The 19,699-nt window shown below is 72.7% G+C and carries 14 protein-coding genes and 1 tRNA gene; 7 read left to right on the top strand and 8 right to left on the bottom strand.

The window, feature by feature from the left end:
- Window positions 1-139: 139 nt before the first annotated feature.
- The 5 genes from JK364_RS09185 (at window position 140) to JK364_RS09165 (ending at window position 8,172) form a co-directional block, all read left to right on the top strand.
- Window positions 140-1,465, top strand: a complete 1,326-nt coding sequence (locus JK364_RS09185; RefSeq protein WP_201849469.1) for a coiled-coil domain-containing protein — start codon at window positions 140-142, stop codon at window positions 1,463-1,465.
- On the top strand, window positions 1,462-4,038 hold the full coding sequence (locus tag JK364_RS09180; protein ID WP_201849467.1) for a serine/threonine-protein kinase: 2,577 nt from the start codon (window positions 1,462-1,464) through the stop codon (window positions 4,036-4,038). The genes JK364_RS09185 and JK364_RS09180 overlap by 4 nt, the downstream gene beginning before the upstream one ends.
- Window positions 4,039-4,041: 3 nt before the next feature.
- Window positions 4,042-5,454, top strand: coding sequence for a PP2C family protein-serine/threonine phosphatase (locus JK364_RS09175; protein WP_201849465.1), 1,413 nt, complete (start codon window positions 4,042-4,044; stop codon window positions 5,452-5,454).
- Window positions 5,455-5,476: 22 nt separating this feature from the next.
- Window positions 5,477-6,874: a vWA domain-containing protein gene (locus JK364_RS09170; RefSeq protein WP_201849464.1), complete on the top strand. Its 1,398-nt coding sequence runs from the start codon at window positions 5,477-5,479 to the stop codon at window positions 6,872-6,874.
- A gap of 68 nt (window positions 6,875-6,942) precedes the next feature.
- On the top strand, window positions 6,943-8,172 hold the full coding sequence (locus JK364_RS09165; RefSeq protein ID WP_201849462.1) for an FHA domain-containing protein: 1,230 nt from the start codon (window positions 6,943-6,945) through the stop codon (window positions 8,170-8,172).
- On the opposite strand, the gene JK364_RS09160 is transcribed toward JK364_RS09165, so the two are convergent.
- Entirely contained in the window at window positions 8,153-9,343 is a 1,191-nt protein-coding gene (locus JK364_RS09160; protein WP_230991635.1) for a methyltransferase domain-containing protein, read from the bottom strand. The two genes, JK364_RS09165 and JK364_RS09160, sit on opposite strands and share 20 nt — an antisense overlap.
- 80 nt (window positions 9,344-9,423) lie before the next feature.
- On the opposite strand from JK364_RS09160, the gene JK364_RS09155 reads away from it, so the two are divergent.
- Window positions 9,424-9,828 (top strand): globin, encoded by a 405-nt coding sequence (locus tag JK364_RS09155; protein WP_201849460.1) that lies wholly within the window; start codon window positions 9,424-9,426, stop codon window positions 9,826-9,828.
- 74 nt (window positions 9,829-9,902) lie between these two features.
- Here JK364_RS09155 and JK364_RS09150 read toward each other — a convergent pair whose 3' ends face one another.
- The 7 genes from JK364_RS09150 to JK364_RS09120 form a co-directional block, all read right to left on the bottom strand.
- Window positions 9,903-10,745 (bottom strand): DUF8185 domain-containing protein, encoded by an 843-nt coding sequence (locus tag JK364_RS09150; protein ID WP_201849458.1) that lies wholly within the window; start codon window positions 10,743-10,745, stop codon window positions 9,903-9,905.
- Window positions 10,742-11,266, bottom strand: a complete 525-nt coding sequence (locus JK364_RS09145; protein WP_201849456.1) for an acyl-CoA thioesterase — start codon at window positions 11,264-11,266, stop codon at window positions 10,742-10,744. The genes JK364_RS09150 and JK364_RS09145 overlap by 4 nt, the downstream gene beginning before the upstream one ends.
- A gap of 4 nt (window positions 11,267-11,270) precedes the next feature.
- On the bottom strand, window positions 11,271-12,935 hold the full coding sequence (ettA, locus tag JK364_RS09140; protein WP_201849454.1) for an energy-dependent translational throttle protein EttA: 1,665 nt from the start codon (window positions 12,933-12,935) through the stop codon (window positions 11,271-11,273).
- Between the two features lie 303 nt (window positions 12,936-13,238).
- On the bottom strand, window positions 13,239-14,633 hold the full coding sequence (locus JK364_RS09135; protein ID WP_201849453.1) for a Cys-Gln thioester bond-forming surface protein: 1,395 nt from the start codon (window positions 14,631-14,633) through the stop codon (window positions 13,239-13,241).
- A gap of 217 nt (window positions 14,634-14,850) precedes the next feature.
- Window positions 14,851-15,366: a single-stranded DNA-binding protein gene (locus tag JK364_RS09130; RefSeq protein ID WP_201849450.1), complete on the bottom strand. Its 516-nt coding sequence runs from the start codon at window positions 15,364-15,366 to the stop codon at window positions 14,851-14,853.
- A 247-nt stretch (window positions 15,367-15,613) separates the two neighbouring features.
- A complete protein-coding gene (locus tag JK364_RS56910) occupies window positions 15,614-17,563 on the bottom strand; it encodes a GTPase (protein WP_201849448.1) in 1,950 nt (649 codons plus the stop codon).
- A gap of 6 nt (window positions 17,564-17,569) precedes the next feature.
- Window positions 17,570-19,180 carry a dynamin family protein gene (locus tag JK364_RS09120; protein WP_201849811.1) on the bottom strand — a complete coding sequence of 537 codons (1,611 nt, stop codon included), beginning with the start codon at window positions 19,178-19,180 and terminating at the stop codon, window positions 17,570-17,572.
- Between the two features lie 382 nt (window positions 19,181-19,562).
- Between JK364_RS09120 and JK364_RS09115 the strand changes: the two genes are divergently transcribed.
- Window positions 19,563-19,635: transfer RNA gene (locus tag JK364_RS09115), tRNA-Arg, on the top strand.
- The last annotated feature ends 64 nt before the right edge of the window (window positions 19,636-19,699 follow it).

Below are 19,699 nucleotides of genomic sequence, written 5' to 3'. Positions count from 1 at the left end.
GCGCACGTGCACGACGGACCCGGACACATCGGGTGAGAGCAAGGATCACGGACCGGCAAGGATTAGCACCCGCCTCACACGCGTAGGGATGACGCAGCAGACGGATCACATAACGGTTACGGACATGGAGAGGTGATCGATGGGGGTCCCGGGACCCTTCCCCAGTTTCGCGGGGGCACCCGACGGCCCGGTCATGGGCCGGGAGGAGGTGGACCGCACACTGGCGAAGCTCGCCGCCGAACACGAGGCGATCGAGTCCTCGCTGCTCGCCCTCCAGGACCACGCGGGCAGAAGGCTTCTCGAGGGCGCCGAGCTCACGGGCGTCACCAAGGACCGCTGGTCCACCACCGAGCAGGCCATCTCTCTCCTGTGGAGCTACTTCGACGCGTACACCGAGGCCCTCACCCGGGCCCGTGAGGTGCGTTCCCGTCACCGCTGGCCGACGCAGGACGAGTTGGCCGAGCTCACCGAGCTGCTGTGCGGCACGGCGATCACCCTGCCCAGCAGCGCCACCCTCGGCGGTTCGCCGCTGCTCAGCGAGGAGTTGGGTCTTGACCGGCTGGTCGACCGGATGAACCGCTGGTACGCGGAGGCCATCGACGTCATCGTCAGCGCCGACGCCATATGGTCCGCGCTGCCCGCCCGGATCGACATGCTCTCCGCCGAGCTGCACCGCACCCGTTCGCTCGCCCACTCCGTGGGGGTCCGCCCCGGTGAGCACCCCTCGGGGGACGATCTGGAGCAGATCACCGCCGAGCTGACCGCGCTGCGCGCCGAAGTGGTCTCCGACCCGCTGGCCTTCTGGAAACCGGCCAGCGGCAGCTCCGCGCCCGGCGGCGGCAGCCCCGACACCGAGCGCTATGACCGCGCCGCCCGCGCCCTGGAGGATGTGCGCCGGGAGATCGAGGCGGTCCTGGATGTGCGGCAGGACGCCGAGCGGCGGCTGATGCGGCTGCGGGATGTGCTCTCCCGCGCCGATCGCACCCTGGCGGAGGCGCGCCAGGCGCGCGGTGAGGTGCTCGCGAAGATCGCGGCATCGGAGGTTCCGGCCGTCAGCGGCCCGCCGACCGTGCTGCACGAGCAGCTGGTCGCCGCCGCCGACTATCGCAGGCGCTCGCAGTGGCACCGGCTGTCGCCACTGCTGGAGAGCCTGGAGCAGCGCGCCGACGACGAGCTGCTGCGGGCCCGCGAGTCGTTGACCGCGGTCACCGCGCCGCTCGCGGTCCGCGCCGAGCTGCGCGGCCGTCTCGACGCGTACAAGGCGAAGGTCGCCCGCCATGGCATGGCGGAGGATCCGTTCCTGGTGGAGCGGTATGACGTGGCCCGCCGGATGCTGTGGAGCGCCCCGTGCGATCTGCGGGCGGCCGAGCAGGCCGTGCTGCGCTACCAGCGGGCGGCGGCCGAGGCCCTGGTGCCACGCCAGACGGGCCCGGCCGGGCAAGGCATCGAGGGAGGCACGGAATGAATGCGGCGGTCGTCGCCTGCCAGCGGCGTGACTGCGGCGGGTCCTACGAGGACGTGGGCGGAGGCGAGCTGTACTGCGATGTCTGCGGTATGGCCCCGGTCGTCTCACCGCAGGGGATGGTGGCCTCACCGCCCACCGGGATCACCGGCCAGGCCGGGCCGGGGGGAAGTTCCCCGTCCCGGAGCGAGGGCTCGTCGGCGCGGAGCGGGGATTCCTCGGCGCGGAGCGCGGGTTCCTCGGCGACCGGCTGGGACTCCTCGTCCGGCGCCTCGGCCCGGTCGCGTTCGGCACGCTCCTCCTCGTCCCGGCGCTCGGTGTCCGGGCGGCTGTCCCGCTCCATGTCCGGGCGGACCTCGTCCCGTTCGGTCTCGGTGCGCAGCTCCCGCTCCGCCACCTCGGCCTCCTCGGGGCGGAACGCCCTGGGCGCCGGTCTGGTCAGCGTCCCCGATGTGCCGCGCCCCGATCCGCGGACGGCGGTGCTGGCGGACCCCGAGGTCCCCGAGCGCAAGCGGTTCTGCAGCCGTGGGGACTGCGGCGCCCCGGTGGGCCGCGCCCGCGGCGAACGGCCGGGCCGTACGGAGGGGTTCTGCACCAAGTGCGGCCATCCGTACTCGTTCGTACCGAAGTTGAACTCCGGTGACATCGTCCACGGCCAGTACGAGGTCGCGGGCTGTCTGGCGCACGGCGGGCTCGGCTGGATCTATCTGGCCATCGACCGCGCGGTGTCGGACCGCTGGGTGGTCCTCAAGGGCCTGCTGGACACGGGTGACGAGGAGGCGCTGGCGGCCGCCGTCTCCGAGCGCCGCTTCCTCGCCGAGATCGAGCACTCCAACATCGTCCGGATCTACAACTTCGTCGAGCACCTCGACCAGCGCACCGGCAGCCTCGACGGCTACATCGTCATGGAGTACGTGGGCGGCAAGTCCCTGAAGGACATCGCCAACGCCCGCCGCACCACGGAGGGCCGCCGCGATCCGCTGCCGGTGGAGCAGGCGTGCGCCTACGGCATCGAGGCGCTGGAGGCGCTCGGCCATCTGCACAGCCGCAATCTGCTCTACTGCGACTTCAAGGTCGACAACGCCATTCAGCAGCAGGACCAGCTCAAGCTGATCGACATGGGCGCGGTCCGGCGGATGGACGACCACGACAGCCCCATCTACGGCACGGTCGGCTATCAGGCCCCCGAGATCTCCGAGGCCGGCCCGTCGATCTCCTCCGACCTCTACACGGTGGCGCGCACCCTGGCCGTGCTCACCTTCGACTTCCAGGGCTATACGAACGTCTACGTGGACAGCCTGCCGGACCCCGAGCACATCGAGGTCTTCCGGCGCTATGAGTCCTTCTACCGGCTGCTGGTGCGGGCCACCGACCCCGACCCGGGGCGCCGCTTCGCCTCCGCGCGGGAGATGGCCGACCAGCTGACCGGGGTGCTGCGGGAGGTCGTGGCGCTGCAGACCGGGCGGCCGAGGCCGGCCCTGTCCACGCTCTTCGGGCCGGAGCCGCGCGTCGTGGACACCGAGTTGTTCGCCGACGACGGAAAGGATCCGTCCCTGCTGGGCGCCCGGTCCGTCGGCGGCGGCAGCACCGCGCCCCTCATCCCCGCGCAGCGCCCACCGGGCCCGCTGGCCCTGCCGCTGCCCGCCATCACCACACTGGACGGACGGGCCACCGCGCTGGCGCTCCCGGTGCCGCTGGTGGACTCCGACGACCCCAACGCCGGGTTCCTGGCCGGTCTGCTGGCCGCCGACCCCGCCGAGGTGAGCGCCGCGCTGCGGACCGCGCCCGTGGACTCGGTCGAGCTGCGGCTGCGCCGGGTGCGCGCCCAGCTGGAGCTGGCCGAGGAGCATGACGCGGGCGTCGCGCTCACCGGTCTGGAGGCCGCGTACAGCGACGACTGGCGGATCGTCTGGTACCGGGGGCTGCACGCGATGGCCACCGGTGACCGCGAGACGGCCGCGCTCTCCTTCGACGCCGTCTACGACGCGTTCCCCGGCGAGCCCGCGCCGAAGCTGGCGCTCGGCGTCTGCGCCGAGGTGCTGGGCCAGTTGGACAACGCGGCGGAGTACTACCGGCTGGTCTGGGCCACCGACCCGAGCTTCGTGAGCGCCGCCTTCGGCCTCGCCCGGGTCCTGCTGTGCGCCGGGGACCGACCGGGCGCGGTGCGGGCCCTGGAGTCGGTGCCGGAGTCCTCGATCCACTACACGGCGGCGCGGGTCGCCGCCGTACGGGCCCGGCTGCGCCAGCGCGCCCCGTACGACGCCCTGCTGAGCGATCTGACGGCCTCGGCCGTCCAGGTCGAGCGGCTGGGCGAGTTCGGTCTGGACGCGGTGCGGCGCGAGCGGCTGCGTACGGAGGTCCTGGGCAGCGCCCTGGATTGGGTACTGTCCGGCAGCAGCGGGGCGCCCCCGGGACACAACAGACCGCCTCTGCTCGGCAGCAACCTGGACGAGCGCGGGCTGCGCTTCGGATTGGAGCGCTCGTACCGTGTACTCGCCAGACTCGCCCAGCGAGGCGAGGAGAGGATCGAATTGGTGGAGCGGGCCAACCGTTTCCGCCCCAGGACGTGGGTGTGATCGATGTCGCAGATGCCGCAGCCGCCGCAGCTGTCAGCCTGCCCGGCTTGTGATGAGCCGCCGCAGGCGGGGGACAGATACTGCGATCAGTGCGGTGCCGATCTGACGGTGGCGTCCGCCCTGGCAGCGGAGGCCGCACTGTCGGCGGAGGCGATCGCCGACCGGTCGCAGGCACACGCCGACCGGTCGCAGGCGCACGGCGACCGGTCGGAAGCGCACGGCGACCTGCCGGTGCCGCCGCGGGTGAACGGGGCGGCGCGGTCCACCCACCCGGAGCCGGAGCCGGACGACTACGAGCTGGCCGCTCCGACCTCCGGTGGGTACCGCCAGGTGGCCGACCCGCGGGCCGCGGCAACGCTCGGCGCGCCCGAGGCACCCGGCGAGTCCGGCATCCACCCGGAGACCAACGCGAGTACGCACACCAGCGCGGCGAGCGGCACGGACAGCGGGACCGGCACCGGGGCCGACCCCCGGCTGCCCGGCGACGAGCACCGCCCCCGGTGCGCCGCGTGCCAGGAGGGCACCATCGACCAGGACGGATACTGCGAGCGCTGCGGACACGCCCAGGCACGGACACGCGACCATATGGAGAGTGAGTTGGAGGGAGTCGCGGCGGCCAGCGACCGGGGGCTGCGCCACCACCGCAACGAGGACGCGTTCTCGGTGTCCACCGCCGCGCTGCCCGACGGTTCACCGGTCACGGTCGCGGTGGTGTGCGACGGGGTCTCCTCGGCCACCCGCCCCGACGAGGCCTCGGCGGCCGCGGCCCACTCCGCGAGTCAGGCGCTGCTCGCCTCGCTGCCCCGCGGCGCCCACCCCCAGCAGGCCATGAACGAGGCGATCATCGCCGCCGCCGACGCGGTCAACTCCCTGGCCCTGGACACCGGCGCGACCGCTCCCCACCACGAGGGGCAGCGCCATCAGAACGCACCGGCGTGCACCATCGTCGGCGCCGTCGTCACCAGCGACATCCTCACCATCGGCTGGGTCGGGGACAGCCGCGCCTACTGGGTCCCCGACGACCGTACGACCCCGCCCGCGCGGCTCACCGAGGACGACTCCTGGGCGGCCCAGATGGTGGCCGCGGGGCTGATGTCGGAGGCGGAGGCGTACGCGGACGAGCGCGCCCACGCCATCACCGGCTGGCTCGGGGCGGACGCCTATGAGCTGGAGCCCCACACCGCCTCGTACAAGCCGGACCGGCCGGGCGTCGTGGTGGTGTGCAGCGACGGGCTGTGGAACTACGCCGAATCGGCGGAGCAGATGGCCCACGCGGTGCCGCCGGACGCCCGCGCCCGGCCGCTGGACAGCGCGCAGTTCCTGGTCGGATACGCCCTGGACGGCGGGGGCCACGACAACGTAACAGTGGCGATCGTGCCGTTCCCCGCTGCCCCGGGCCGGGCAGGATCCGCCTGACGGTCGCCAAGGAGCGGATGACATGGCCCACTTCTCCACACCCGATGCGCCGCGGTTCTCGGTCGAGGTCTACCAGAACGAGTACCTCCCCGAGGGAGGCCGCGAGGTGAACGCGATCATCACCGTCACCTCGGCCGGCGGCGGGGCCACGGCGGTGCCGCCGATACCCGCCCCCGCCCATGGTGGGTACGAGGACGCTCCCGGCGCGTACGACGGCGCGTCCGGCCGGGGCGGCGGCTCGCCCCGCGCGGCCGTGGTGATCATGGTGGACTGCTCCGGCTCCATGGACTATCCGCCGACGAAGATGCGCCACGCGCGGGACGCGACCGCCGCCGCGATCGACACGGTGCGCGACGGCGTGGCGTTCTCCGTGGTGGCGGGCACCCACAAGGCGGTCGAGGTCTTCCCCGGCAACGGGCAGTTGGCCATCGCCGATCCGCTCACCCGCGCCCAGGCCAAGGAGGCGCTGCGGAGCCTGAGTCCGGGCGGCGGCACCGCGATCGGCACCTGGCTGCTCCAGGCCGACCTGCTGCTCGGCTCCGCCGATGCCGCGATACGGCACGGCATTCTGCTCACCGACGGGCGGAACGAGCACGAGGAGCCGCAGCGGCTGAGGACCGTGCTCGACGCCTGTGCGGGCCGCTTCACCTGCGACGCCCGCGGGGTGGGCACGGACTGGGAGGTCGAGGAGGTCACCGGGATCGCCGCCGCCCTGCTCGGAACGGCGGACATCGTGGCCGATCCCGCCGGGCTCGAAGCGGACTTCACGCGGATGATGGAGACGGCGATGGGCAAGGAGGTCGCCGACGTCAGCCTCCGGCTGTGGACCCCCAAGGGCGCCGAGGTCGCGTATGTGAAACAGGTCGCACCGACCGTCGAGGATCTGACCGCCCGGCGCGCCGAGGCCGGCCCGCGCGCGGGCGACTACCCCACCGGGTCCTGGGGCGATGAGTCCCGCGACTACCACCTCTGCGTGAGGGTTCCGGCGGCGGAGGTCGGCCAGGAGATGCTCGCGGCCAGGATTTCCCTGGTCCAGCCGGTGCCCGACGAGGTCGGCAGCCCGCCAAGACCTCTGGCGCAGGGGCTGGTGCGTGCGGTGTGGACCGATGATCTGGTCGTTTCCACCGCGATGAATCCGCAGGTGGCGCACTATACGGGCCAGGCCGAACTGGCACAGGCCATCAAACAGGGCATGAATGCCCGCAAGTCCGGCGATGCCGAACAAGCGACCGCGAAGCTGGGGCGTGCCGTACAACTGGCGGCCGCATCGGGGAACGAAGACACGGCGAAACTGCTTGCGAAGGTGGTGGACGTGCTCGATGTGGCGGCAGGTACTGTGCGACTGAAGGCGAAGGTCGCGGAGGCGGACGAGATGACACTCGAAACGCGCTCCACCAAGACAGTTCGCGTCAAGAAGTAGCACATAACAAGCACTCACGTAGCTCTTCTCGGCAGAAACGCCAAGAACGCCACAGAGGGGGATCCGACATGCCGACCTGTCCCAACGGCCACCAATCGGCGGCCGACGACTGGTGCGAGGTGTGTGGGCACCGGATGTCGGGGACACCCATGCCCTCCGGCGCCGTCCCGCCACCTCCGCCCATGCCGAACGGCCCCGGCGTTCCCGTGCCACCGGGTGGCTATGGGAGTCCGGGGCCGGGCGGCCCACCGCCGCCCGGCGGCGCGGGCGGCTACGGCTATCCGGCACAGCAGCAGGAGCTGTGCCCGCAGTGCCGTACGCCGCGTGAGGCGCAGGCCCCGTTCTGTGAGGAGTGCCGCTTCAACTTCCAGACGCACACCCCGTCTCCGTACGGCCCGCCGCAGGGCGGTTACGCGCCACCGCAGCAGCCGGGGCCGCCACAGCCCGGCCCCGGGGGACCGCAGGGCCCGCACCCGGCACAGGGCGGCGGTCAGCCCCCCGGCTTCGGCGGCGACAGCGACTGGACGCTTCCGCCGCCGGGGGGCGCGCCGCACCAGGGCACGCCCCCGCACGGCGCCCCGCAGCAGGGTGCCCCGGGCCACGGCGCGCCCCAGGTCCCGCAGTACGGCTATGGCTACCCCCAGGCCCCGGCGCCGCCGGCCCAGCCGTACGGGAACGAGCCGCCCCCGGCCCAGCCGTACGGGAACGAAGCGCCCCCGGCCCAGCCGTACGGGAACGAGGGGTACGCCCCGCCGCCCCAGCAGCAGATGCCGGGGCACCAGCCGCCCCAGCAGCAACACCCCGGTGCCCCGCAGCAGCACCCCGGCGCCCCGCAGCAGCAGCACCCCGGCGGCGCCCAGTTCGGCCAGGGCGGGGCCCCGGTGCAGGCGCCCGGCAACTGGATAGCCGTCGTCGCCCCGGACCGTGAGTACTTCATGGCGATGATGAACCGCAGCGGCCCGGAGGCCGCCGGGCTGAACCTCCCGGCCTACTCCCCCGAGCAGCAGCTGCCGCTCAACGGCCAGCAGATCACCATCGGCCGACGCCGCCACAGCACCGGTGAGGCCCCCGACATTGACCTCGGGCGGCCGCCCGAGGACCCGGGCGTCTCGCACCAGCACGCGCTCCTCGTCCAGCAGCCCGACGGCGTCTGGGCGGTCGTCGACCAGGACTCGACGAACGGCACGACGGTCAACGGCGGCGACGAGCCGATCCAGCCGTTCGTACCGGTCCCGCTCCGGGAGGGCGACCGCGTCCATGTCGGCGCCTGGACGACGATCACGGTGCGCCGGGGCTGAGACCCCGGAAGGGCTCAAGACGGCCGGGAGGGCCCAGCGGCCAGCCGTAGGCGCCCTCCGGGTCGTCCAGCCAGGCCCATTGGCGCTCGCCCCGCACCGTCACCCCGTAACGCTCCCGCCCCGGCCTGCCCTCGTGCTCCCACAGCGCAAGGGCTTCGACCGGCTCCATATGGCCCGCGGCCACGTTCAGCAGGAAGCGGAAGGAGTCGTCCAGCAACGGCCGGGACGGCAGCCCGTGGGTGGGCACCCGGGGCGGCGGACCGCTGCCGCGCAGCGGGACGAAGTAGGCGGGGATGGCCAGGAAGTGCCCCTCGGCATGGCGGGCGTCGGCGACCCTCAGGGCGATCAGCCCGGTCGCGAGCGGCGTCAGGATCAGCGCGTCCGGCCGGCACTGGCCGAGCCATGCGGACGGGATGGACGCCACGGCGCAGGTGGCGATGATCCGGTCGTAGGGAGCGTGCAGCGGACAGCCGCGGGCCCCGTCCCCGGTGACGACCGCGGGGCGGAATCCGGCCGCGGCCAGATGGTTACGGGCGGCCTCGGTGATCTCCGGGTCGAGATCGAGGGTGGTGACGCGGGCGTCGCCGAGCCGATGGGCCAGCAGCGCGGCGTTGTAGCCGGTGCCCGCGCCGATCTCCAGCACCCGGTCCCCGTCCCGCACCTGGAGCGCCTGGAGCATCCGCGCCATCAGCGACGGCTGGCTGCTCGAGGTGATCAGTTCACCGTCGCGCACCCGCGTGGCGAGCGGGGCGTCCGCGTAGGCGCCGGCCAGCCAGCGGGCCCGGCGCAGCGGATGGGGGTCGTCGCGCCACAGCCGGGTGTAGCCGACCGTCCCGTGCGCCGCGCCCACCTCTCCGGTTCCTGCCGCCCCCGCCGCCCCCGCCGCCCCCGCCGCCCCCGCTGTCCTGGCGCCCGGCGGTGCGACCGCCGCGGCCGCCTCCCCCGCCTCGTAGTAGTAGGGCACGAAGAGATGGCGCGGCACCTCCTCGAAGGCCGCCCGCCAGGCGGGGTCGGTGAGTCCGCCGCCCGCCACGATCTCCCGGACCAGCCCGGCCCGCAGCGCCGCGGCCTCCTCGGCGCACCCATCGGCCTCCCGGCCCGCAGGCTTCCGCCGCACCACACGCTCCGCGGCGTCCGGCGCACTGCGTGTGCTCCCGCCCGTGCTGCCCATGACTCCACTCTCCTGCGCCCGGCCCCCGGCCGCGACCCACGCCCCCTTTTCCGGACGGGGGCGTCTGAGAGCATGGAGGCGTGAAAGAGATTCCGCGAGGCACACTTCAGGAGCAGACCTTCTACGAGCAGGTCGGTGGCGAGCAGACCTTCCGGCGTCTGGTCCACCGCTTCTACCAGGGGGTCGCGGAGGACCCGGTGCTCCGGCCGATGTACCCCGAGGAGGACCTGGGACCGGCCGAGGAGCGACTCGCACTCTTCCTGATGCAGTACTGGGGCGGCCCCCGCACCTACAGCGACAACCGCGGCCACCCCCGGCTGCGCATGCGCCACGCCCCCTTCACCGTGAACCGCGCCGCCCATGACGCCTGGCTGCGCCATATGCGCGACGCGGTGGACGAGCTGGAGCTGGCCCCGGAGCTCGAGCGCCAGCTGTGGCACTACCTCACCTACGCCGCCGCCTCCATGATCAACACGGAGGGCTGACCCGCCGGGTCGACCTGGAGGGCTGACCCACCGGACTGACCCGCCGGACTGGCCCCGCGGGCTGACCGGCGGGCTCAGGCGGGCGTGACGGACAGCCCGGACAGGCCGCCGGACAGGCCCTGCGTACGCACCGCGATCGAGCCGTACGGCGTGCGCAGCCGCAGCCAGCCGCCCGCGGCGAGCAGCACCAGGGGCTCGGGCGCGGCAGTGGCCACGCCGCTTGCGTGGGCGGTGACGGCCGGTGCCGCCGCCCGCACCTGGCGCAGGAAGCCCAGCGACTGGGCGGCGTGCACGGCGCGCAGCGGAAGCCCGGTGTCGCCGAGCGTGCGGGACCAGATGTCATGGCCGATGCGGTCGCGCTCGGCGCGCGTACGACGCTCCTCGGGGAGCGCCGCGTCGCGGGCCCGGAACTCGGCGACGGCGGCGGCGACCACCCCGCGCACCTCGTTCACGCCGGGCAGCCCGTTCACCCGGCGCCAGCCGCCGCGAGGCGGCAGCACCCCGGCCCATGGCGGGCCGGTGACGGCCTGCGGCACGGTGACCACCAGGCCCCGGGCATCCCGGTCACGGCCCTCGGGCCGGTCGGCGGTCTGCGCGGCCCGTGCCGTGTCCAGCGCGTCCGCGAACTCGCCCGCCGAGACCGTCGTATCCAGGGCGCCCGGCCCGCCCGCCGCCCCGGCCGACGCATGCGGCGCGTCCGATGCGGGCTCGGTGCTGACGATCGCCTCGAGCCGCGCCGTACGGATCGCGAGGACCTCGAAGGACGGCGGCCGACCGAAGACGGCGAGCACACCGCCGCCCGCCTGCAGCCGCACCGCCGCCGCCCGGTCGTAGTGGATCAGCCGGGCCAGGAAGGCGGCGAGATCGGCCGCCTCCCCGGCGTCGGCGAAGTGGAACTCCTGGCTGGAGGCCGTCATACCGAGACGGCCCCCTCCGCCTCCGCCCGTTCGGCGCCATCGGCGGATCCGGCGGGCTCCGCAGGCGCCTTGGACACCTTGGACGACTTCTTGGCGGCGCCCTTCTTCACCGGGTCCGGCTCCAGGTACTCGGTCAGGAACCTCTCCTCTTCCGGGGTGACCCGGCGCGGGCGGCCCTGGTCGAGGTCGTAGGGCACGATGCGGGTGGCGGCACGCACATACAGGACGTCCTCGTCCTTGATCTCATAGCGCAGAGTGAGATACGCGGCCTTGACCTCCGTCACCCAGGTCTCGATCGTCACCGGACGGTGCCGGTGGACCAGGGGCCTCAGATAGTCGATCTCGTGCCGGGCCACGACCACGCCGCCGGTGAACGCGTCACTCCCGTTCCCCGGCGCCAGCCGCCACATGAAGTCGACCCGGGCCTCCTCCAGATAGCGGAGGAAGGTCACGTTGTTGACGTGGCCGAACGCGTCCATGTCGGACCAGCGCAGGGGACAGGGGTAGATATGGCGTGCCATCCACTCAGCCCCGGGTCAGCTTCTTGTAGGTGGCACGGTGCGGACGGGCCGCGTCCGGGCCGAGCCGCTCGACCTTGTTCTTCTCGTACGACTCGAAGTTGCCCTCGAACCAGAACCACTTGGATTCGCCCTCGTACGCCAGGATGTGCGTGGCGACGCGGTCGAGGAACCAGCGGTCGTGGGAGACGACCACGGCACAGCCGGGGAAGTCGAGCAGCGCGTTCTCCAGCGAGGAGAGGGTCTCCACGTCGAGGTCGTTGGTGGGCTCGTCGAGGAGCAGCAGGTTGCCGCCCTGCTTGAGGGTGAGCGCGAGGTTGAGGCGGTTGCGCTCACCGCCCGAGAGGATGCCGGCCGGCTTCTGCTGGTCCGGGCCCTTGAAGCCGAACGCGGAGACATAGGCGCGGGAGGGCATCTCGACCTGGCCGACGTTGATGTAGTCGAGCTCGTCGGAGACGACCGCCCACAGCGTCTTCTTGGGGTCGATGTTGGCGCGGCTCTGGTCGACGTACGAGATCTTGACGGTCTCGCCGACCTTGATCCTGCCCGCGTCGGCGGTCTCCAGGCCCTGGATCATCTTGAAGAGCGTGGTCTTACCGGCGCCGTTGGGGCCGATGACACCGACGATGCCGTTGCGCGGGAGGGTGAAGGAGAGGTCGTCGATCAGGACCTTCTCGCCGAACGCCTTGGAGAGGTTCTCCACCTCGACCACGACACTGCCCAGACGCGGGCCCGGCGGGATCTGGATCTCCTCGAAGTCCAGCTTCCGGGTCTTCTCGGCCTCGGCGGCCATCTCCTCGTAACGGGTCAGCCGGGCCCGGGACTTGGCCTGGCGGCCCTTGGCGTTGGAGCGGACCCAGTCCAGCTCTTCCTTGAGGCGCTTGGCGCGCTTGGCGTCCTTCTGGCCCTCGACCTTCAGACGGGCCTGCTTCTTCTCCAGGTAGGTGGAGTAGTTGCCCTCGTAGCCGATGGCGCGGCCGCGGTCGAGCTCCAGGATCCACTCGGCGACGTTGTCCAGGAAGTACCGGTCGTGGGTGATGGCCACGACGGTGCCCGCGTACTTGGCGAGGTGCTGCTCCAGCCAGTTGACGGACTCGGCGTCCAGGTGGTTGGTGGGCTCGTCCAGCAGCAGCAGGTCGGGGGCCTCCAGCAGCAGCTTGCAAAGCGCGACGCGGCGCTTCTCACCACCGGAGAGGGTGGTGACCGGCCAGTCGCCGGGCGGGCAGCCGAGGGCATCCATGGCCTGCTCGAGCTGGGCGTCCATGTCCCACGCGTTGGCGTGGTCCAGGTCCTCCTGGAGCTTGCCCATCTCCTCGAGCAGCGCGTCGCTGTAGTCGGTCGCCATCTGCTCGGCGATCTCGTTGAAGCGGTCGAGCTTGCCCTTGGTCTCCGCCACTCCGTCCTGGACGTTCTCCAGGACGGTCTTGGACTCGTCGAGCGGGGGCTCCTGGAGCAGGATGCCGACGCTGTAGCCGGGCGACAGGAAGGCGTCACCATTGGACGGCTGCTCCAGGCCCGCCATGATCTTCAGCACCGTCGACTTACCGGCGCCGTTGGGGCCCACGACACCGATCTTCGCGCCGGGCAGAAAGCTCAGCGTGACATCGTCGAGGATCACCTTGTCGCCGTGCGCCTTGCGCGTCTTGCGCATGGTGTAGATGAACTCAGCCAAGAGAAACCGTCCGGCAATCTGGTAGGTATCGAGGTGCGGCTCCGCCGCGGGGTCCGTATCCGTGGCGGCTCCACCGCGTGAGGGCAGATACAGCCATCTTGCCGTACGCGCCGCCCGAGGCGGAAACCCGTTTGGTCCGGCGTGCGGCATGGGTCCGGCATTCACCGTCCCCCGGTGACGCGAAGGGCCGGAGCCTCCACGAGGCTCCGGCCCTCCACCACCGCGTTCTTCGATGATCACCACATCCGGTGACCGTCGCTTCACTCAGCGATCACTGCCGCCCTGGCGTCGCCGCCCTGGCGTTCACTCACCCGCGGTCGCCTTCTTCTTGCGAACGAAGAAGATCGCGCCGCCACCGGCCACGACCAGCGCCACGGCGATGCCCGCGATCATCGGGGTGTTGCTGCTGCTACCGGTCTCGGCGAGGTCGCCACCGGAGGTGTCACCACCGGTGCTGCCACCGGCCGACGCGGGGCTCGGCTGCGAGGAGGGGGTGTCGCTGCTGCCGCCGCTGCTGGAGGTCTTGCAGTCGAGAACGCCGGAGAAGGTCTTCTCGAAGCCGTTCGGACCGGAGATGGTGAACTTGTAGCTCTGGTCCTCCTTCACCGGGGCGGTGACGGTCTTCGACTGACCCGCCTCGACGGTGTACTTCTGGCCCAGCAGCTCGAAGCTGAACGCCTCGTCGCCCTTGTTGGTGGCCGTGATGTCCACGCCGCCCTTGGCGCAGTCCTTCTCGGCGGAGACCGCCGGAACCGCGCCCTTCTTCGCCCAGTTCGCGGTGGCGGTGGCGGAGACGGTGCTCTCGCTGGAGCCGGCCAGGATCTGCGTCTGGCTCTTGGTGGCGCTGGCGAACGCACGGCCCACCGGAACCTTGGTGGCCGCCTGGGCGGTCAGCGTGGCGGAGCCGTCCGCCGCGCCCTCCGGGACGTCGAAGTACACCTCGCCGCCGTCGGCGGCGCTGGTGAGGGTCTTGCCGCTCTTGTCGACGAGCTTGACGCCGCTCGCGGACCCGGCGCCCGGGGCCAGGGTGACGCTGTCGGCGTTGGTGTGGACCTTGACCGGGCCGAGCCGCTCACCGGCCTTGCCGGAGACGGCCGGCGGGTCCAGGCTCAGCGACGCCTTGGGCTCCTGGAGGTTCTGCGCGCTCTTCTCCAGGTAGTCGGCCAGCTTCTCGGCCTGCGGGTCGGCCGCGTCCACCTTCGCGTTGTCGGAGAAGCGCCAGATGGCGACCTGCGTCCCCGCGGCGGCGGTCTTCTCGGTGAGCGGACCGGTGCCCGCCGTCTTCGCCAGCGCGCCGAGGTCGTTCACCTGCGGGTAGGAGTTCTGCAGAACCCAGTTGATCTTGCCCGCGTTGGGGTTGTTCGCCAGGGACGTCTCGGCCCAGGACTTCTCCTCGTACTTCGCCTTGCTCTGCGTCGGGTTGTGCAGATCAATGCAGTACGTCTGGATGGAACCGCCATTGTCGACCGACATCTCGAAGAGACCGGCGCCGACCTGCTGGTCCTTGCCGTTGTCGTGAATGATGGCCTTGTCGAACGTCTTGAGACCGCCCAGCGTGGCGGTCGCGCCGCCCTGGCTCGGGGGCGCGTCATCGGCGGCGGCGGTGCCGGCGGTGACTATCGCGCCCGCCGCGACCAGACCGGACGCCAGAACGGCGGCCGCAAGGCGGGCAGCGCCCCGCCTCCTTACAGAAATCATGGTTTCCCCTCCGGGCGAGCGCCAGTCAGTTGGTGCGCCTCGCCAGCGAACTCAAAACTCAGGAACCCCCGTTGGGCACGCACGGATCCTAGGGAGAAAGGAACCGAACGTTCCCCGGGAATACCTAGACCCAACCGATCCGAATCGGAATCGTTATCTAATCCCCAGATCCCATATGACCTGGGATTATCGACAAATCTCCCGTGGTCGCGGCCATTCACGGGGAAGTTGCCCCGGTCGGTGTGTTTAGAAGCGGTTTGGCCTGCGAAACCCGACGAAATGCGGATGTACCCCGCGTGAGATCGTGTCCGACCGCCACCGCGTCGATTTCCGCGGTGACCCAGCGCCTGGGCTGCTGCGCCCCGCCACCGGAATCCCCGCCCGGGCCCGAAGGCACGGCCGCGCCTCCCCCTCCTCCCCCTTCCCCTTCTCCCTGAAGCGGCCGGTCCCTCTCCCGCTCCCGGTCCCATTCGCGCTCCCGCACCCGCAACGTCCCATGGACGACGAGGGGTTCACCGAGCGATACCGACCCGGCGACATTCGCGGCGAGCGACCGCCACGTCCAGACCGTGTAGAAACTCGTGTACGCGTCCGCCCACGCGTCCCGCCCCCGGTCCCAGCGGCGCACCGTCGCCGCCAGCCGGAACCGGGCCACCGCGACACCCGCCGCCGTCTCCCAGAAGTCCGGCCGCGTCGCGGCATTCCCCACCACGGTCACCCAGCTCTCGTTCACCGGCTACGCCTCCCCCATCACTTCGCGGCTCTGCCTTGCCGCTCGTGGACCATGCTGCCCGGCATCACGAAACCCCGCCGGGGCCTGTGCACGACCCCGCGAATGTGGATAACTCGGCCACCCGGACGAGTGACCACCCGTCACGACCCGGCCGTGGGCTCCCGGCCGTGGGCCCCTCCCATCGCGCCGAGCCCGTCACGCCCCGGCCCCAGCCCACAACCCTCACCCGACACTCCGAGCCGGCCCGTCACGCTCCGCCCGCCGCGACCACGTACTGCGCCCGTACCTCCCCGTACCGCGCCAGTTCCGTCTCCACCGGCTCCAGCACCCGCCTGCGCCCGCACTCGGCCGCCGCCTCCCGCAGGCGGCCCTCCACCGACCGGCCGTGGCGCCGGGCGGGCCCCCGAGCGGCCGCCCGGGAGCCCCACGCCAGCGTCGGGCCGACCGCCGCGCCGCCCATCACCAGCAGCGCCGGCATCCACCACTCCGGCCCGCCGGACACCCCGGCCATGGCGCCCAACAGCCACAGCACCCCCATCACTTGCACCAGCAGCACGGTCACCTGAGCCGCCGCCGCCATCGACCACCACACGGGCCGGACCGGCCGTCGGTGCGCCGTCTCGGCCGCCACCGCCTCGTCGACCGCCTCCGCCAGCCCTCTGCCGCCCCACCCCGCCGCCTCCCGGACGGCCTGGGCCCATGGACCGGGCAGCCCGGCCGTCGCCTCGTCCCCGAGCGTCCGTACGGCCTCCTCCACCGCGGGGCGCGCCGTGACCGCCTCCACCGCCACGGTTCGCGCCCGCGCGCCCGGGATCTCCGTCCACTCCCCGGCTCCGGGGGCTCGCGAGCCCCAAGAGCCGCCTTGTGAGCCGCCCCGAGAGCCGCCTCGCGAGCCCCCTGAGGCGCGGCCCTTCCTCCCCCGGAGCCGCCCCCAGGGCGTTCCGCACGCCCACTCCGCGTCTCTCAGCCAGGCGCGCTCGGCCGCCTTCCCGGCCGCGCCCGCGCCCGCCGCCTCGGCCAGCCGGTCCTCGAACTCCGCCCGCGCCCGCTCGGTGAGTCCGGCCGGCCCGCTGTCCGCCACATACTGCGGCCGCAGCCGTGTCATCGTGCCGTCCACGTCCGCCGACAGCCGGCGCTCGGCCGCCCCGCACTCGGCCGTGAGCCGCGCGAGCATCTCCCGCAGCTCCCCGACGCCCTCACCGGTCAGCGCGGACAGCGCGAGCACGGCCGCCCCCGGCTCCCCGTGCTCGCCGAGCGCGAGCCCGTCCTCGTCCAGCAGTCGCCGCAGATCGTCCAGCACCTGGTCCGCGGCCTCGCCGGGGAGCCGGTCCACCTGGTTGAGCACGACGAAGGTCACCTCGGCGTATCCGGCGAGTGGCCGCAGATAGCGCTCATGGAGGACCGCGTCCGCGTACTTCTCGGGGTCCACCACCCACACCACCGCGTCCACGAGACCCAGCAGCCGGTCCACCCGTTCCCGGTGGCCCGGGGCGGCCGAGTCGTGGTCGGGCAGGTCGAGCAGGACCAGGCCGCGCAGCGCGGGGTCGTACGGATAGCCCGGGTTGCGCCGGTCCACCGCCGGGATGCCGAGCCGGTCCAGCAGGCCGTCGGCGTGATCGGTCCACGCACAGGCGAGGGGCGTGGCGGTGGTGGGGCGGCGAATGCCGGTCTCGGAGAGCGGGGCTCCGGCGAGGGCGTTGAACAGTGTCGACTTACCGCTTCCGGTGGCCCCGGCGACGGCGACCACGGTGTGCCCGTAAGGATGCCGTCCCCGCGCGTCCGCCTCGTCGAGCACTCGCGCGGCCCCGGCGAGCGTGCGCCCCTCGAGCCGGGACCGGGACAGCCCGACGAGCTGGCGCAGGGCCTCCAGACGGGGCCGCAGGGTGCCCGTGGCGAAGCTGCGGACGCCGGCCTGGTAGACGGCGTACGGAGGTCCTCCGAAGGACCGTCGCCCGGTCTCCTCCCCCGGGAAGTAGCCCGCCGCGGCACCGGGGATGTCCGGTGCGGCCTCCTCCGCCGCCTCCTGGTCCATCGCACGGGCCGGGCGGCCCGCGGCGCGCCCGGCGGCCCGGCGGTACGCGCGCCGGGCGATCAGGCCGTCGTCCCAAGTGTGGCGGCCCCCCGCCGCCCGGTCTCCCCCGCCGCCTCCGCCGCTTCCGCCGCCCTCGTTGCCGCCGTTGCCCTCCGTGGACGTCACCTGCGGTCACCTCTCCTTCTGCAGTACGGACAGCGCGGCGATCAGCTCGACCTGGTGTTCCGGTGAGATGTCCAGGGCGTCCAGAGGGGCGAGCCTGCGGTCGCGCTCCGCCCGCAGGGCGCGGGTGACACAGCCGTCGAGCAGCCGTCCGCCGCGGTCGCCCAGGCGCAGTGCCGCATGCGCGCCCAGGGTCTCGGCGAGCTTCTCGCCCGCCTTACGGGCGCGGCGTCCGCCCAGGAGGGACGCGGCGAGCAGTGCGGCGATCTCCTCGGGCACGCAGCTGCCCCCGCATTCGGCGATCCGGGCCCGGGCCTCCTCCTCGGCCAGTTCCTCGGCGCAGCGCCGCCAGTGCCGTACGGCCACGCCGATCCGCTCGGCAGCGCCCCGCGTGTCGCAGGGCGCGAGCCCGGCCCGCGCGGCCGGGTCCTGCCTCCCGGCCTCCGCGACCCGATCGTCGGCAGTGGCGGCCGCGCTGCGCAACAGGGTCGCCAGGGAGTCGGTGAGAGCCGTAAGGAGCTCATCGGGGGCGCTGCCGTGCGGCAGGCCGTGCCAGTGGGTGAGCGCACCGCCCGCGAGCGCGGCCCCCTGCGCGATCTCGCGCCGCACCCGCTCCCCGGCTTCCCCGTACGCGCCCTCGACCCGCTGGATCAGCCGCATCGCGGCCGCGTGCTGCGCCGCCGCGGCCCCGGCCAGCGCGGGCATCCGGGCGCGCAGCGAGGCGAGCGTCCCGGCGGCCGTACGGGCGGCGGCGACGGTACGGGCGTACGGATCCTGTGCGTGCTGGGTGAGCCAGGCCCGCAGTGCGGCGACGGCGGTGGCCGGAAGCAGCCCACTGCCGCCGCCCGCGGATTCGGGGAGCTCGGGGATGGTGAAGCGCGGGACATCGCCGAGCCCGGCCGCCGTAAGGAGCCCGGCGTACTGCCGGGAGACCTCGGCGGCCAGCTGGTGCGGCACCCGGTCGAGGACGGTGACGAGGGTGACGTCGTACTCCTTGGCGGTCCGCAGCAGATGCCAGGGGACGGCATCGCCGTAGCGGGTGGCGGTGGTGACGAGCACCCAGATGTCGGCAGCGCAGATCAGTTCCGCGGCCAGATCGCGGTTCCGCGCGACCAGCGAGTCGATGTCGGGCGCGTCGAGCAGGGCGAGCCCCCGCGCCAGCCCCGGGTCGGTCTCCACCCGCAGCGCCGCCGGCCCCTCCTGTGCCCGCCCCTCCTCGTCGTACGCGCTCTCCGCCCGCTCCCCCTGCGCCGGCACCCACACCCGGGTGAGCCGCGGCAGCACCCGCTGCCCGGCGAACCAGGGGTGGTCGTCCGGATGGCACACCAGCACCGGCGTACGCGTTGTGGGCCGCAACACACCGGCCTCGGTGACTCGTCGGCCGACCAGCGAATTGACGAGGGTGGACTTGCCCGCGCCCGTGGATCCCCCGATTACCGCCAGGAGGGGCGCTTCGGGGGCGCGCAACCGGGGCACGAGGTAGTCGTCCAGTTGAGCGAGCAGCTCGGCGCGGCTACGGCGAGCGCGGTCGGCGCCGGGAAGGGGGAGCGGAAACCGAGCGGCGTCGACACGGTCACGCAGTGAGGTCAGCGCGTCGAGCAGCCGGGGCCGTACGTCCAAGATCGCCACGTGGTGAAGAATGCCCGCTTTTGGCGTCTTTTTGAAGCGTATGCTCACTCGTGCGCGTCAAAGAGACCCACCCGGATCACCCCAAAAGGAGCACGAGGCAGACGTGACGACAGGGGCGCGGGCATAACGAGTGCACAACACCCGTTCCTTGAGGCGTGAAAAACGATGCAAGTTTCGGACCTGCCTGCGATTATCAGACCGCTTCACCGAACCTCCACAACGTGCCACGGAGGTGAAGCAACCGGGGCGAGGCGCAAGGAGCCCTATCCTTGTCCCGGCAAGGTCACGGTCCGTCGAGCCCGGCCACCCGCACCACGGCCGCCCCGCCGGCCCCGCAGGCACCGGGGGCTCACCCGCTCCATGACCACCACCGGCCCCCGTAGCTCAGTGGATAGAGCAGGCGCCTTCTAAGCGCTTGGCCGCAGGTTCGAGTCCTGCCGGGGGCGCAAAAAGGTGCCTCACCTGCGGAAACGCTGGTGAGGCTCTGCTGTGTCCGGAAGCACACCGCTC

Origin of the sequence: Streptomyces endocoffeicus (assembly GCF_016741935.1) — a bacterium.
Taxonomy (GTDB): Bacteria; Actinomycetota; Actinomycetes; order Streptomycetales; family Streptomycetaceae; genus Streptomyces; species Streptomyces endocoffeicus.
The sequence above is the reverse complement of the archived record's forward strand: the minus strand, read 5'-3'. Positions and strand labels throughout refer to the sequence as shown.